Origin of the sequence: Butyrivibrio sp. ob235, from assembly GCF_900109475.1 — a bacterium.
In the GTDB taxonomy this organism is placed as follows: domain Bacteria; phylum Bacillota; class Clostridia; order Lachnospirales; family Lachnospiraceae; genus Butyrivibrio.
The window spans coordinates 1-14,074 of sequence record NZ_FOBE01000039.1; the positions used below are offsets into that span (position 1 = coordinate 1).

General features: G+C 41.5%; 16 protein-coding genes. 14 read left to right on the plus strand and 2 right to left on the minus strand.

The window, feature by feature from the left end:
• From BMW61_RS19130 to BMW61_RS19150, 5 genes are all read left to right on the plus strand, one after another.
• Nucleotides 1-421, plus strand: a 421-nt coding sequence (locus BMW61_RS19130; RefSeq protein WP_091825309.1) for a GNAT family N-acetyltransferase, incomplete at its 5' end; no start/stop codon positions are given.
• Nucleotides 422-635: 214 nt separating this feature from the next.
• Nucleotides 636-1,052, plus strand: a complete 417-nt coding sequence (locus BMW61_RS19135; RefSeq protein WP_022762561.1) for a YjdF family protein — start codon at nucleotides 636-638, stop codon at nucleotides 1,050-1,052.
• An 84-nt stretch (nucleotides 1,053-1,136) separates the two neighbouring features.
• Nucleotides 1,137-1,574, plus strand: coding sequence for a helix-turn-helix domain-containing protein (locus tag BMW61_RS19140; RefSeq protein WP_022762562.1), 438 nt, complete (start codon nucleotides 1,137-1,139; stop codon nucleotides 1,572-1,574).
• 133 nt (nucleotides 1,575-1,707) lie between these two features.
• Complete coding sequence (locus BMW61_RS19145; RefSeq protein WP_091825313.1) at nucleotides 1,708-2,985, plus strand: MFS transporter; 1,278 nt, start codon at nucleotides 1,708-1,710, stop codon at nucleotides 2,983-2,985.
• Between the two features lie 106 nt (nucleotides 2,986-3,091).
• The gene (locus tag BMW61_RS19150) at nucleotides 3,092-3,616 is read left to right on the plus strand and encodes an S-ribosylhomocysteine lyase (protein WP_026498888.1); all 525 of its coding nucleotides are present in this window, start codon (nucleotides 3,092-3,094) and stop codon (nucleotides 3,614-3,616) included.
• Here BMW61_RS19150 and BMW61_RS19155 read toward each other — a convergent pair.
• On the minus strand, nucleotides 3,611-4,816 hold the full coding sequence (locus BMW61_RS19155) for a GGDEF domain-containing protein (protein ID WP_175475301.1): 1,206 nt from the start codon (nucleotides 4,814-4,816) through the stop codon (nucleotides 3,611-3,613). The genes BMW61_RS19150 and BMW61_RS19155 overlap by 6 nt on opposite strands.
• A gap of 124 nt (nucleotides 4,817-4,940) precedes the next feature.
• Complete coding sequence (locus BMW61_RS19160; RefSeq protein WP_091825319.1) at nucleotides 4,941-5,426, minus strand: hypothetical protein; 486 nt, start codon at nucleotides 5,424-5,426, stop codon at nucleotides 4,941-4,943.
• Between the two features lie 241 nt (nucleotides 5,427-5,667).
• On the opposite strand from BMW61_RS19160, the gene BMW61_RS19165 reads away from it, so the two are divergent.
• From BMW61_RS19165 to BMW61_RS19205, 9 genes are all read left to right on the plus strand, one after another.
• Nucleotides 5,668-6,420: a hypothetical protein gene (locus BMW61_RS19165; protein ID WP_026498890.1), complete on the plus strand. Its 753-nt coding sequence runs from the start codon at nucleotides 5,668-5,670 to the stop codon at nucleotides 6,418-6,420.
• A gap of 185 nt (nucleotides 6,421-6,605) precedes the next feature.
• Entirely contained in the window at nucleotides 6,606-7,943 is a 1,338-nt protein-coding gene (locus BMW61_RS19170) for an ABC transporter ATP-binding protein (protein WP_242876825.1), read from the plus strand.
• Between the two features lie 4 nt (nucleotides 7,944-7,947).
• Nucleotides 7,948-8,892, plus strand: a complete 945-nt coding sequence (locus tag BMW61_RS19175) for an ABC transporter permease (protein WP_091825389.1) — start codon at nucleotides 7,948-7,950, stop codon at nucleotides 8,890-8,892.
• Between the two features lies 1 nt (nucleotide 8,893).
• The gene (locus tag BMW61_RS19180) at nucleotides 8,894-9,334 is read left to right on the plus strand and encodes a LytTR family DNA-binding domain-containing protein (protein ID WP_091825322.1); all 441 of its coding nucleotides are present in this window, start codon (nucleotides 8,894-8,896) and stop codon (nucleotides 9,332-9,334) included.
• Nucleotide 9,335: 1 nt separating this feature from the next.
• The gene (locus BMW61_RS19185) at nucleotides 9,336-9,803 is read left to right on the plus strand and encodes a DUF3021 family protein (RefSeq protein ID WP_091825325.1); all 468 of its coding nucleotides are present in this window, start codon (nucleotides 9,336-9,338) and stop codon (nucleotides 9,801-9,803) included.
• Nucleotides 9,804-9,911: 108 nt separating this feature from the next.
• Nucleotides 9,912-10,613 (plus strand): ABC transporter ATP-binding protein, encoded by a 702-nt coding sequence (locus BMW61_RS19190; protein WP_026498895.1) that lies wholly within the window; start codon nucleotides 9,912-9,914, stop codon nucleotides 10,611-10,613.
• Complete coding sequence (locus BMW61_RS19195; RefSeq protein ID WP_091825328.1) at nucleotides 10,610-11,401, plus strand: ABC transporter permease subunit; 792 nt, start codon at nucleotides 10,610-10,612, stop codon at nucleotides 11,399-11,401. Before BMW61_RS19190 ends, BMW61_RS19195 begins: the two co-directional genes overlap by 4 nt.
• A gap of 101 nt (nucleotides 11,402-11,502) precedes the next feature.
• Nucleotides 11,503-13,050 carry a sodium/proline symporter gene (locus BMW61_RS19200; RefSeq protein ID WP_026498896.1) on the plus strand — a complete coding sequence of 516 codons (1,548 nt, stop codon included), beginning with the start codon at nucleotides 11,503-11,505 and terminating at the stop codon, nucleotides 13,048-13,050.
• Nucleotides 13,051-13,174: 124 nt separating this feature from the next.
• On the plus strand, nucleotides 13,175-14,023 hold the full coding sequence (locus tag BMW61_RS19205; protein ID WP_091825331.1) for a DegV family protein: 849 nt from the start codon (nucleotides 13,175-13,177) through the stop codon (nucleotides 14,021-14,023).
• Nucleotides 14,024-14,074: the final 51 nt, after the last annotated feature.

Sequence of the window (14,074 nt, forward strand, 5' to 3'; positions counted from 1 at the left end):
CAGGTTTACGATGGATACTTTGTCTACACATTTTTTGGAAGAAATTCCAGATGGATTCAGAATGATCATCGAGTATAAGAAATCCCCCATCGGATATGCACAGGCCTATCAATTGAGTGGTGAATTGTTCGATGAATATGACTATCCTGACGATGGACATATAGTGTTTGCTATGGATCAGTTTATAGGTGAGCCGAAATACTGGAGTAAGGGAATAGGCTCATCTTTTTTGAAAATGATGGCTTCTCATTTGAAAGAAAATATGGCTGCGGAACGAGTTCTTCTTGACCCGCACCAAGATAATAAAAGGGCTATAAGGGCATACGAGAAAGCCGGGTTTAAAATCATTAAATCACTTCCAAAACATGAGATGTTTGAGGGAGAAAAAGTAGATTGTTGGCTGATGGAATTAGCACTGTAGACTCCAGTTTGTAGAGATAATGTGTTAGCGCGTTCTATCTGAATATAAAAATATAAGTGCAGAACAGGCTCAAATAAGTGTATTTGGGCCTGCTTTTTTATGGAAATGATAGGATATATTCAGATAGACCGGTAAGAGAAATGTACTTCGACTTTGTAGAGAGGATGAGAAATATAGCTATGAAAAATGAAAGTAAGGAGCTCTGTCACAGAGGATGAGTAGAACCAGTGTGAATCTCACAGTATACTTCGATGATCCTTTCTGGGTTGGGGTTTTTGAACGCTTTTATGAGGGAAAACTATCTGTTTGTAAAGTTACATTTGGTGCTGAACCAAAGGATTATGATATATGGGAGTTTGTGCTACGACACTACTATGATCTTGAGTTCAGCCCTGCAGTAGATGCAACAATTAAAGAGATAAAAGATAATCCAAAGCGCAGGCAGAGAGATGCTGCGAAGCAAATGAGATGCACAGGAATTGGTACTAAATCACAGCAAGCGTTGCAACTACAGCGGGAGGAAATGAAGATTGCGCGAAAAATCAAAAGCAGGCAGCAAATAGAAGAGGAAAAACAAAGGCAATTTGAATTAAAGCAGCTAAAAAAGATAGAGAAGCATAAAGGGCATTGACATTTATTTGTGATAATCACTATTCTGGCGTATCATAAGGCTTGTAGGGATTTTGAACGTGTAGATATTTAAGAGGGGAAAATTATGCTAAAAGATAATCTCATTATGCTTAGAAGAATTCATGGCTATTCGCAGGAGGAGATTGCAGAAAAAATCGGGATTTCCAGGCAGGCCTATGCCAAGTGGGAAAAGGGACTTACTATTCCTGATGTGGAGAAATGTGCTCTCCTTGCGGAGGTCTATGAGACAACAGTTGATAATCTTTTAAAAACCAGTAGCGAAGACGGAATCGGAATGATTCCTCCGCCGCCCAAGGGTAAGAATATATGGGGAACTGTGACTATTAGTGACAGAGGTCAGATAGTTATTCCAAAAGGCGTAAGGGATATGTTTGGACTTAGCGGCGGACAGAGACTTATCGTTCTCACCGATGAGGTGGGAATGGCGATTGTTCCCGCAGAGCAGTTCGAAGAAAACATGAAGAAGACTCTGGAGATGTTTGATGCCAGTGCAGAGAACTGATAGCAAAAAACCACCTCACCCTCAAAAGCTTTATAGAAAATATATTTAATCTAAAGGAGGCATGCTATGGTCATCTGCGGTGCAGGTGCTCCTTTTTCACTAAAGTAAGATCAAGAAAAAGGAGCTAAATACAATGAAAAACAGAATAAATAAATTACGTGATTTTTATATACTTTGGAGCACACAGAGTCTGTCACAGCTTGGAAGCGCTATAACAAGTTTTGCGCTGACCTTATGGCTCTATGAAAAAACAGGGTCTGCTTTGAGTACGGCAACGCTTACCATCTGTACCTATGCGCCTTACGTTATCATGAGCATTTTTGCAGGGGCGCTCACAGATAAGTTCGATAAAAAGAAGACGATGCTTGTATGCGATCTGATGGCAGCCATGACTACGGTACTGGTATTCGTGCTCTATAAGACAGATCTTCTGACTATGTGGCATCTGTATGCCATAAACATGGTGTCAGGACTTATGAATACAGTTCAGCAGCCTGCCTCGGAAGTGGCATATACACTGATTATACCTAAGGACGAGTATCAGAAAACCAGTGGACTACAGCAGTTATCCAGATCCCTTATCTCTATCGGGAATCCGCTGATTGCTGCAGCTCTTTATGGACTCGCAGGCCTTGACCTGGTTATAGCTGTTGACCTTTTGACATTTACGATTGCGTTTGCAGCACTTTTATTCTTCATTAAACTGCCTGAGATTTCAGGAAACGGTAAGAATGATGGCAACGTACTTGCACTCGCAAAAGAGGGATTATCCTTCCTGAAGCATAATCCGCTTATACTCTGTGTAATCCTTTTTATGTCGGGAGTGAATCTTACAGCATCAGCCTTTGATGCGGTACTGCCTGCACTTGTGATTCCACGGGCCGGGAATAATGCCCTTGGAATTGTGACGGCATGCTCCGGAATAGCAATGGTAATAGGAAGCTTTTTGCCTACAGTACTTCCAAAACCTAAGGACAGAGTAAGAGTTATCTATCTTACAATGCTCTTTTCTCTTGGAATAGAAAACTTCGTTTTGGCGTTTACAAGAAATCCGATTATTTGGTGTGTCGCTCAATTTATCGGCTGGGTGTTCGTTCCTCTTATGGCGGCAAATCAGAATGTCATCATGCGTAACAACATTCCTGTGGAACTTCAGGGAAGAGTGTATGCGTGCAGAAATACGCTTCAGTTTTTTACTATTCCCATTGGATTATTCCTTGGAGGATTCTTCGTGGACAGTATCTGCGAACCGTTTATGGCATTTAACGGCAGCAACCCTTTCCTGACAACTCTTTTCGGAGCAGGAAAAGGCTCGGGAGCAGCACTTATGATGTTTATACTTGGAGTATTTGGAGCATCACTTTGCCTGATTTCAGGTCAGTTCATGAAAAGATATAAGTATATCGAATAAAGATGCTTATTCGAAAAATGATAAAAGGCAACTAATATGTTGTAACCGATACCATAATTTCATATAATTCAATCGTAACGATTTTTTATTATTTTGGAGGAACAAAATGGATTTAATACCGAGTTTTTCAGTTGATCACACAAAAATAGTCCCCGGTATTTTCATCAGCAGACAGGATGAGATCGGTGGAAATGTTATTACAACATATGATATAAGGGTTACAAGACCCAATAGGGAGCCTTTTGTAGATGTAGCTGCAATGCACACACTTGAGCATCTTATTGCAACATATCTTCGAAACGACCCTGATTGGAAAAATGAAGTAATCTACTGGGGACCGATGGGTTGCCTCACAGGATTTTATCTCATTTTAAAGGGTGGTCGTGCGCCTAAGGAGATACACGACCTTCTTCTCAGAGCGTTTAAATCTTGTGCGGATTTTGACAGTGTTCCGGGAACCAATGAGGAAAACTGCGGCAATTACCTTATGCACAATCTCTGGCTTGCCAAGCTGCATGCTGAAAAGTTTGCTGACTATCTTGAGAAGAATGCGGATAATCAGGCAATCTTTGAGTATCCTCAGTCAGATAGAGCTGTTACTGACGATGGACGTCAGTTCTTTGATTCATGATCCTTTTTTAATTTCATTCAGTCTCGTTATAAAGTCGCCGAAGGTCTTATGACGTTCTTCCTTGTCCTTGTACAGGGCAGAATCCGCATTGGACAGAGCCTGCTCGAAGGGTGTGGCAGGGGAAGTACATATATAAGTACCTGTGCTGAATATTGGGGTGTAGCTTAGAGTTTTATCATCTTCAAGGGCATTTGAGAGTAGATTCCTGAATTCGGAAGCAAGCTCTGCATCTTTCCCTGCGATGACAAATTCATCTCCACCCCATCTTGCAGCAACGGCATTTCTTGGCAGGAGGATTTTGCGCATGGCTTTGGATATGGCAACCAGAGCCTTGTCTCCTTCGTCGTGTCCAAGAATATCGTTAATACTCTTAAAATAATCCAGATCAACCATGATAATGGTTAGCGGATCATCCGCACTGCAGGTGGCGAGTTCTTCATTTATGATATCAGCCATACGCCTGCGATTATACAGCTTGGTAAGAGCATCTGTATAAATCTGCGAATCCTGTAATTCTACAAAAAGTTTCAAAACGACCGGAATAATACATAATTCTATGGCAGGGAGATTCAGTAAGAATGCTATCAGAATGCCATTGATGGTAAAAAACAGTATGAAAATAATCTGGCTGTTATATTTCTTTTTCTCATGCCTGGTTTTGGCAAGCCTTCTGTTGTGAATGGAGATGCCGGTAGCAGCAATCAGATAGACATAATCCATCAACAATATAAAAGAAAGCATGGGTTTGAAGACAGGGCCGTTTCCTGAAAGCTCATAGACAAATACGTGCAGGGGAGTATAAAGCAGTATAAGAACCAGAAATAAAGGAATGTGTATCAGAACAGACCAAAAGTTCAGAGAGTATATTTTTGTGAAATTTGATGGCCTGTTCAGATTGGCGCGTACATGAAGGAACCAGAAAAAGCATGCAAACGACATGGAGGTAAAACCCGTAGACATAATAAAAAGCACAACAGGCCTTGGCAATGCAGAGTAAAAGCTATCCCCGAAAAGAAGCCTTAAATCTTCCAAAATATAGACCATAAAAGACACAAGCATGCCCTTAAACGCATGTATCTCTCTTTTGTTACCAAGGTTTTCATTGGTCTTGGAATATATAATGTTTAATGACAAAAAGCTTATGAACAGTATTAAAAAAATAAAAGGTTTAATCTGAACCTCTATCGGTACCATCGTCATAGCATAATCCTCCGCGTCGAAAGGCTGCATAAGTACAATAACAAAATTGCACACTACTTTTAATTATACAACGTAAAAAAATGGCAGTTGATTAAAACTGCCATTTTTAACATTTTTTTAATACTTATTCAGTTAATGCTGCTTTCTCGCCAAGGAGTCCGTTTTCGCCGGTGAACTCTTTTTCACGTGTTTTTGTGATTACAGTGAGTGATATAAAAGCGATAAGACATAATATAGCAACAATCAATGCTGCGATAGCGCCTACTAAAAACGCCCCGGTATCCTTCATCATTATTTTCTGAGTTATAGGATTCACCTTGACTTGGGAAAGATTGATATCAGGCTCAATTTCTTCTGATAATTCTTTGGAAACATGCCATTTCCCATCATAGAACCAATGAACCATATAAGTATATTCAGTGCAGAGCCCCTTATCGGTAGTTCTGTATCTGGAGCTTACATCTGTGATATAAGCCTGAACTGTTTCATATTTTTGATATCTGCTTGAAATAAAAAACAGAACACCTGTAAGTGCAACGAAAATTACAGCTGCTATTAGAAATCCCAGCCGTAGTACAGAAAAATACCCCTTTTTAACTTCTTCATCCATGTCCGTAAATAAATACCCCCATTTTATTGTCCCCTCAAATAAATATGTGTTTTAAATACACAGATATAAATATACCATTAAATTGGTCATTTTTGTTCAATTAAATTCTGAAGATTCTTTTAAGATTTTTATGAAAATGTTTATAACCGGCAGTGTGCAAGTTGTGTGATAATTATTTTGGTATTGTGTAATCAGTAAAACACATTTCCGTTCATTCAACAGATCCAGGAGGAAAAAAGTAATGATGAAGAAAACAGCGATAGCTTTAATATGTTCAATGGTTTTGGTTGCAGGCTGCGGAAGCGCAGAGAACCCTTTTACACAAGATAATAACGTGGAAGAGAATACTGAAAACATTGAAACAATAGATGAGGAAGAGGTGGCAGAAGCAGCTACAGCGCAGGCTTCTGTAGAGACTATGGATGAGAATACGGAAGATCCCGAAGCTGATATGGCAAAGGCATCAGTACTTCCGGCATACGAGTATCCGGGACCTGAACTTTTTTATTCAGTCCTTTATCAGTACATCATCGATGAGTGCGGTCAGCATTTTGAAAAAGCGGATGTCGGAATTCCTTGCCTGAACATTGTGGCTGAGGATGAGAGCGACAAGAATGATATAAAGGTATGGGGTGATTTCTGGTATTACAACTATGAACTGAATGGAGATACGTTGGAGATGGTATCCGGCGGATCCTTCCCCGGATGTATTCACATCAAGAGCACAGATGAAGGCTATGAGGTTACCGAGTTTGAGATGGTCGAAGATGGATCCGATTATACACCTACAGCAAAGAAGATATTCGGTAAGCACTATGATGAGTTCACAAAAATGAATGAAGATACAGAGGCTAAAGAGAAGACAAGAGCACAGATCATTGCCAATTATGTAGCAGCCAATAACCTTGAGATTACCCAGTATAAGGATTACGGCTGGGAGCCGGTAAAGCTCCCTGAGGAGAATATTGACAGCTTTTACAGCACTCTGGATTAAATAAGCTTTTCCATATCTTTTCTCTTATATATGCCTGACAGCGGTAAAATGTCTGCTGTCAGGCGTTTTTAATGAAATTGAGAACGGAAAAAAATTTATATAAAATTCAGAACGTATAGTGGTAATAATATAAACGCTTTATGGTATATTTGATATATATCAGTATGAAAAGGAGCGCGCTCTATATGAATATAAATATAGATACTATGAATACAGTATTGAATTGTGTCAGAGATGGAGTCTCTTTCATATTAGTCAGCATCGGATATATGAAAATATTCGAGAAGTGCGGAGTGCAAAAGCGATGGGCATTTATCCCTGTGCTCAGAGAATATCATTTAAGCCTGTGCGCAGATAAAGAGAAAGAGGGCAGAACATATACTATTCTGTCATGCCTGATATATGTGATTGGAATAGCTATTGCTTTACTAAATGGACATGACATGCTCCTGGCACTACTCGCAATACCCTTAGTCGGGATTGCGGTAGCTCAGGTTATTTTTGAGATAAAGATATATCTGGGACTTATTGATGTCTTTGGCAGAAGAAAAAGATGGATATGGCTATTCATATTTTTGGAATGGTTTACTGTTCTTTATTGGGGCTTTTCGAAAAAACTTGTACCGACTCGAAAAGTACAGGATCTTAAGGATATTGAAGGAGCAAAGGAGTTTGGCGAAGATATTACAGTAGCTGATGAGGGACTTACGGTTAATATCAGGAACAGATCGGTAATCGATTTCTTCAAGAGAAAAGTCCTTTTAAAAGATATCCATATGACTATTCCCAAGGGACATATGGTACTTCTTCTTGGCGGTTCCGGAGCAGGAAAAACAACTTACCTGAATGCAGTTACCGGTTATGAGCAGGCCGATGCTGAAATAAAGCTTGATTCTGAGGATGTTTATAAAGACTATACAAGTATGAAGTATGATATCGGCTTTGTTCCGCAGCAAGATTTGATGAGGGGGAATGATACGGTTCTTATGACTCTTAGTGATGCAGCAACGCTGAGATTACCTTCAAATATATCGTTTCAGGACAGGATGAAGAGAGTGGAAGAGGTTCTTGAACAGTTTGGCCTTGCCTCGGTTAAGAACAATCTTGTCGAGAAGCTCTCCGGCGGACAGCGCAAGAGACTTTCCATTGCAATGGAGTTTATATCCGATCCCACGCTGTTTATTCTTGATGAGCCGGATTCGGGACTTGACGGTGTTGTGGCGAGGAATCTTTTTGAGAAACTTAGGCAGATTGCCGACGAGGGGAAAATTGTGGTAGTAATTACTCATACTCCCGACAGAGTAATAGATCTTTTTGATGATGTCATAGTTCTTGCCAAGGATCAGACGAGGACAGGCCGCCTTGCCTGGTACGGACCTGTAAATGAAGCTTATGAATTTTTCGGTAAGGATTCCATGGAGGATATCCTTCTTACCATAAACCAGAAGGATGAAGGCGGAGAAGGAAAAGCAGATGAGTTTGTTGAAAAGTATGCTGACAGAGTAAAGGAAAATGTGGGGTGATGGTATGAGAAAAGTGAGGTTAAGACACACCGGACGTTTTATACAGACCTTTATTTATCTTGGAAAGCTTTTCAGAATGTTTCTTTTCCAGAACGACTGGAAGGTGCTTCCGATGTCAGCGGTTATAGCAGGACTTGTTTCCTTTGCGGTGGGAAAGAATATCTTTGTTACCATGGAAGGAACCCTGATGGGTACGTTTGCTCTTGCCTGTATATGTGTATGGAACGGCTTTTTCAACTCAATCCAGATGATATGCAGAGAGCGGGCAATTGTAAAAAGAGAACATAGATCGGGAATGCACATCAGTTCCTATGTGGCGGCGCACATGATCTATCAGGCACTGTTATGTCTTGCGCAGGTTGTGATAACCATAAACGTATGCATCTTTATGAAAGTTAAGATGCCTTCAGAGAGCCTCTTCACAGCGTGGCCTCTTGTTGATATAGGAATAACACTTTTTCTTATAACCTATGCTGCCGATATGCTGGCACTTCTTATATCATCCTTTGCAAGAACTACGACAACTGCCATGACGATAATGCCATTTATGCTGATTGTACAGCTCTTGTTTTCAGGCAGCTTTTTTAATCTTCCGGAGCAGGCTATGCCCTTTACCAATATCACTGTTACAAAGTGGGGGCTTACAGCCCTATGTGCGCAGGGAAATTACAACTCCCTCCCGATGGTTTCTGTATGGAATAACGCTCTGAAAATGAAGGACTACGAGGTAGAGGGAGAAAAGCCTCTTTTGGAAGCCTTCAAGATGATTGAGGAAAACGATCAGCGCGATGCAATTCTTAAGGAATCAGGTTCGTTGAATCAGAATCCTGACTTTAATTTTGACAGAGGGGTAGTCGTTAAGTGCTGGATATGGCTGATAATCTGGACAATAATATATGCAGCTCTTGCGGCGATTATTCTGGAATTTATTGATATGGACAAGCGGTGACATGAAAACAGACATCCAAAAAATCAGCGAGGGCGAGGAAAGTATCGTTATAAGATACAAAGAGCTTACTCCTGATCTCAACAAAATAATAGGGATTCTTGAAGGTACCGGCAGCAGACTGTGGGGCAAAACCGAGACCGGAACGGAATGTATTAACATCGAAGAGCTCTTATACCTTGAATCTGTCGATGACAAATTATTTGCCTATTCCGGGGACAAGGTCCTGAAAATCGATGGTTCATTAAACTCATTTATGACAGACCTGGACGATGGGAGTTTTTTCAGATGCAGCAAGTCTATGGTTCTGAATGTCAACAGAGTTACGGCGCTAAAGAGTCTGTCCTCAAATCGCATTGATGCAACTATGGAGGGCGGTGAGCACATTATTATTTCAAGGCGTTATGCATCGGATTTCAGAAGACTTTTGAAGGGAGAACGGTAGTATGAAGGACGAAAAAAAAATCACCCTCTGGGAACTGTATCTTACAAAGGAAATCGGAATAGAGTTCAAGGCCTGCCTGTATTTTTTTGCGATTCTCTTTTACTATTGCTGCTACAGGATGCTGAACGGCATCTTTGATGCAAGTATTCTGCATATGGCCGTGCTCATCTTTACCTGCTACATCATAGGTTACATTCAGGTGTACGTGCTCTGGAACTTCGATGAGGCCGATAGTATGGGGGTAAAAGAAGTGGCCGGAATGATCATATGTACGGCGCTCTACTCAGTGGTTTCCTGGTTTGGAAACTGGTTTGACAGGAACATCATTGTCACCTTAATCTTTGCGGCATACATCCTTTTCACTTACTTCTGTGTCTTCCTGATCTACAGATCAAAGCGCCGGATTGATGATAAAAAGCTCAACGAAGATCTTAAATTATTCCAGACCAGACATAAAAAAAGTGAATGATAGCGGCGAAATTGTGCACCTTACGGGAACAGATATTGTTCCCGTTTTTTATTTCTGATATTTGTTAATTATAGAGAGGAAAAACAGTAAAAAAGGAAGGGGTGCGTTATGAGTAAGAAAGTAATAGAGATAAATAATCTTACAAAGAGCTACGGAAAAAGCAGGGGCGTTATAGATGTTTCACTCAGCGTGGAAGAAGGGGATATTTTCGGGTTCATCGGACCAAACGGAGCGGGGAAATCCACCACGATACGTTCCATGCTCGGGTTTCTTAAATTTCAGTCCGGAAGCATAAATATACTTGGAATGGACAGCGTCCGTGATCATGAAAAGATCCTCCGGGAAGTAGGTTACATGCCATCTGAAGCATGGTTCTACGATTCAATGAGGGTGTCCGATGTCATAAAATATGCCGCTGATGTTAGAGGCGGTGATTACTCGGAAGAAGCAGGAAAAATCTGCGAGAGATTAAAGCTCGATACAACAAAGAGAATTAAACAGCTTTCACTTGGAAATCGGAAAAAGGTCAGCATCACCTGTGCCATGCAGCATAAGCCCAAGCTCTTCGTATTCGATGAGCCAACGAGCGGACTTGACCCTCTTATCCAGAAGCATTTTTTCTCACTTATAAATGAGTACGTTGATAAGGGAGCCACCTGTCTTCTTTCCACCCATGTGCTGTCAGAGGTAGATAAGTACTGCAGGCATGCAGCAATAATGCGGGAGGGGAGACTAACCATGCTTGAGTCGCCGCATATTGATGATGAGACATTTTTGAGTTTTTACGAGGACGAGGAGGAAGAATCATGAGAACGGTTTTAAAAAGAGAATTGATTCAGAATTTTAAGAATCTGCTTATATGGAGCCTTTCGGTTGGAATACTCGGGCTTTTCTGCATACTGCTTTACGATTCAATGCAGGGAGATATGAAGGAAATGGCTGATGCCTTTTCCAACATGGGGGCATTTTCGGACGCCTTTGGAATGAGTACCTTAAGTATTGCAACCCTGAAGGGATATTTTTCAACAGAGATCGGTGCGGTTCACGGACTTGGAAGCGGGATGTTTGCAGCGATTACAGCAATAAGCATCATATCAAAGGAAGAGGATGGACATAGCGGCGAGTTCCTGTTTTCACTTCCTCTTTCAAGGTCAAGGATAATAGCTGCGAAGGGGCTTTGCGTTGCCATTATGATCATTATTTTCACAGCTGTATGCACCGGTTTTTATGTCATTGGTTTTAATATACTCGGCGAGGAGATGCCTATGGACCAGTTCTTTACCTTTATGGGGACGCAGCTTCTCATGAATGCTGAGATTGCGGGAATCTGCTTTGGATTATCATCACTTGCAGGGAAGAACAGGATAGGCCTTGGGCTTGGAATCGCGCTTCTTTGCTACAGCTATGATGTGATGGGAAGAGTTGTGCCGGATCTTAAGGATTACCTCTTTGTGGGACCGTATTCTTATTGTAATGCCGCAGAGATTTTTACTGAGACGGAAACGCCGGCTAAGGCGCTGGTAACTGCTGCTGTAGTTCTTGTACTTTGTGTGGTATTTGCTTTTTGGAATTTTAACAGAAGAGACCTTGCAAGCTGATCTGAAAGGATTGTGTTATAAAATAGTTTCCTTTAATCCTTTAATGTGTTAAAATGATAAAGCGTTTTATCATTATGAAAAAAGGAAAAGGGGATTGGAAAATGACACTCTCACAAATTGGAATTATCATTTCGATTCTGGTCTATCTGTCCGGAATGCTGCTCGTAGGTTTTGTAAGCTCAAAGGATACCAATGACGTCAAGGATTTTTATCTTGGCGGAAGAAAGCTCGGACCCTTTGTAACAGCTATGAGTGCTGAGGCATCTGACATGAGTTCTTATCTGCTCATGGGTGTTCCCGGAGTTGCATATTTCTCAGGTATTGCTGATGCCGGATGGACAGCGTTCGGTCTTATTGTAGGTACTTATCTCAACTGGCTTCTTACGGCAAAGAGACTAAGAAATTACACAGAGGCGCTGGATGCGATCACGATTCCGGATTATTTTAAGAAGCGTTACAAGGATGACAGTAATGTAATCCTGTGTATCGGAGCCGCTTTTATTCTGATCTTCTTTGTACCATATACCGCTTCCGGCTTTTCAGCCTGCGGCAAACTGTTTTCATCACTTTTTGGTGTAAACTATCAGCTGGCAATGATCGTTGCAGCTGTTATCATCGTCGGATATACGACAACCGGTGGTTTCCTGGCTGCATCCAAGACTGACTTTATCCAGTCAATCGTAATGACGGCTGCGCTGGTTTTCGTAGTTGGATACGGAGTTGTGGCAGCGGGCGGAATGTCAGCTGTTGCATCCAATCTTGAGAATATGAAGGGCTTCCTTGATGTAAATGCCACTTATAATAATGCGACGGGTTCAGCCGATTCTTACGGTGTTTTCAGTAAGATTACAACCTTCTGTTGGGGACTCGGATACTTCGGAATGCCGCATATCCTTCTCAGATTCATGGCAGTCCGTAAATCCTCGGAGCTTAAGCTCTCAAGAAGAATTGCATCCGTATGGGTTGTATTTTCACTCGGTATTGCAGTAGTTCTTGGTATTGTAGGTCGTGCAATGACTCAGTCAGGAGTTCTGGAATCTCTTATTGAGGATCCTACAAGTGCTTCCAAGGCAGAGACACTTATAGTTGTACTTGCAAATCAGATTAGTGAGCATAACTTTGTATTTGCTCTTATCGCAGGTATGATAATTGCAGGTATTCTTGCTTCAACAATGTCCACCGCAGACTCACAGCTTATCGCTGCTTCATCCGCAGTGTCCGAGAATATCGTTCAGGAGACTCTCGGAATAAGCCTTTCAGAGACAACTGCAATGCTGACTGCAAGAGCTACACTTATCGCTGTTGCTGTTTTCGGTGTTATAATCGCTTGGAATCCCAACAGCTCTGTATTCGGAATCGTATCCTTTGCATGGGCAGGTTTTGGTGCTGTATTCGGACCTGCAATGATCATGTCACTTTACTGGAAGCGTTCTAACAAGTATGGAACAATTGCAGGCATGGTAGCCGGCGGTGCAATGGTATTTATCTGGAAATATCTTGTAAGACCAATCGGAGGTGTATGGAATCTCTACGAGCTTGCACCCGCATTTTTAGTTGCTATCATTGCAATCGTTGTTGTAAGTCTTCTTACAACAGAGCCTGATAAGGATATGATAAATCAGTTTGAGCATGTATCTAAGATGTCATAAATATACGAGTATGTTTTGACTTGATTTATCAATAAATGTAAAATTTGAGTAGCTGTGATAAATGGCTACTCATTTTTACTTAATTAACATATTTTTGATGTAAGAAATTAATGAGGTAAAAATCATGGGAATAAGAATAATAACTGATTCAGCCAGCGACATTTCACAGGAGACCGCAAAAGAGTGGGGAATAACAGTCATTCCTCTCAAGGTCAGATTTGGTGAGGAGGAATTTCTTGACGGCGTCACCATGCCCTACAATAAGTTTTATGAGAGACTTGTTGAATCGGATGAACTTCCTAAGACCAGTCAGATCCCGCCTTTTGAGTATGGTGAGGAATTCAGGAAGGCAGTGGAAGAGGGCGATAATGTTATCTGTTTTACTCTTTCGCATGCTGTATCAGGCTGTTATCAGAGTGCATGTATAGCTGCCGATGAATTTGAAGGCAAGGTACATGTTGTTGATACTATGCAGTTTTGCATATCCCAATATATAATTGTTGAGCGCGCAGTCAGACTTCGCGATGCCGGAATGGGCTTTGAAGAACTGGTCAGCACCATCGAGGAAGAAAAAAAGAAGGCGAGGGTCATTTCTGTTTTCGATACTCTCGAGTACCTCAAGATGGGTGGACGTATATCCTCAGCTGCCGCTTTTGCGGGCGGAGTTCTTTCCATCAAGCCGGTTATCACCATTGATAACGGCGTGGTAAATGTTGTCGGTAAGGCAAGAGGCTCCAGAAACGGCAACAATCTTCTTATTCAGTATATCAATCAGCACGGCGGAATTGATTTTGACAAGCCGGTCTGTCTTGCATATACAGGGCTTTCTGATGCTCTTTTATTAAAATACAAAGAGGACAGTAGGCACATATATCAAGGGGATGTCGACGACATTCCGATCGCACACGTTGGTGCCACCATCGGAACCTATGCAGGTCCCGGCGCCATCGCCTGCGCATATTTCCATAAATGAATATGCCCCAAAATATAAGCCTTCCCCTTGGGGGGAAGGTGGCGCGAAGCG

What these genes read in the sequence shown, in the direction of transcription:
- BMW61_RS19135 (WP_022762561.1), top strand. Translation starts at nt 636, where the DNA reads ATGAGTAGAACCAGTGTGAATCTCACAGTATACTTCGATGATCCTTTC.
- BMW61_RS19140 (WP_022762562.1), top strand. Translation starts at nt 1,137, where the DNA reads ATGCTAAAAGATAATCTCATTATGCTTAGAAGAATTCATGGCTATTCG.
- BMW61_RS19145 (WP_091825313.1), top strand. Translation starts at nt 1,708, where the DNA reads ATGAAAAACAGAATAAATAAATTACGTGATTTTTATATACTTTGGAGC.
- BMW61_RS19150 (WP_026498888.1), top strand. Translation starts at nt 3,092, where the DNA reads ATGGATTTAATACCGAGTTTTTCAGTTGATCACACAAAAATAGTCCCC.
- BMW61_RS19155 (WP_175475301.1), bottom strand. Translation starts at nt 4,816, where the DNA reads ATGACGATGGTACCGATAGAGGTTCAGATTAAACCTTTTATTTTTTTA.
- BMW61_RS19160 (WP_091825319.1), bottom strand. Translation starts at nt 5,426, where the DNA reads ATGGATGAAGAAGTTAAAAAGGGGTATTTTTCTGTACTACGGCTGGGA.
- BMW61_RS19165 (WP_026498890.1), top strand. Translation starts at nt 5,668, where the DNA reads ATGATGAAGAAAACAGCGATAGCTTTAATATGTTCAATGGTTTTGGTT.
- BMW61_RS19170 (WP_242876825.1), top strand. Translation starts at nt 6,606, where the DNA reads ATGAATATAAATATAGATACTATGAATACAGTATTGAATTGTGTCAGA.
- BMW61_RS19175 (WP_091825389.1), top strand. Translation starts at nt 7,948, where the DNA reads ATGAGAAAAGTGAGGTTAAGACACACCGGACGTTTTATACAGACCTTT.
- BMW61_RS19180 (WP_091825322.1), top strand. Translation starts at nt 8,894, where the DNA reads ATGAAAACAGACATCCAAAAAATCAGCGAGGGCGAGGAAAGTATCGTT.
- BMW61_RS19185 (WP_091825325.1), top strand. Translation starts at nt 9,336, where the DNA reads ATGAAGGACGAAAAAAAAATCACCCTCTGGGAACTGTATCTTACAAAG.
- BMW61_RS19190 (WP_026498895.1), top strand. Translation starts at nt 9,912, where the DNA reads ATGAGTAAGAAAGTAATAGAGATAAATAATCTTACAAAGAGCTACGGA.
- BMW61_RS19195 (WP_091825328.1), top strand. Translation starts at nt 10,610, where the DNA reads ATGAGAACGGTTTTAAAAAGAGAATTGATTCAGAATTTTAAGAATCTG.
- BMW61_RS19200 (WP_026498896.1), top strand. Translation starts at nt 11,503, where the DNA reads ATGACACTCTCACAAATTGGAATTATCATTTCGATTCTGGTCTATCTG.
- BMW61_RS19205 (WP_091825331.1), top strand. Translation starts at nt 13,175, where the DNA reads ATGGGAATAAGAATAATAACTGATTCAGCCAGCGACATTTCACAGGAG.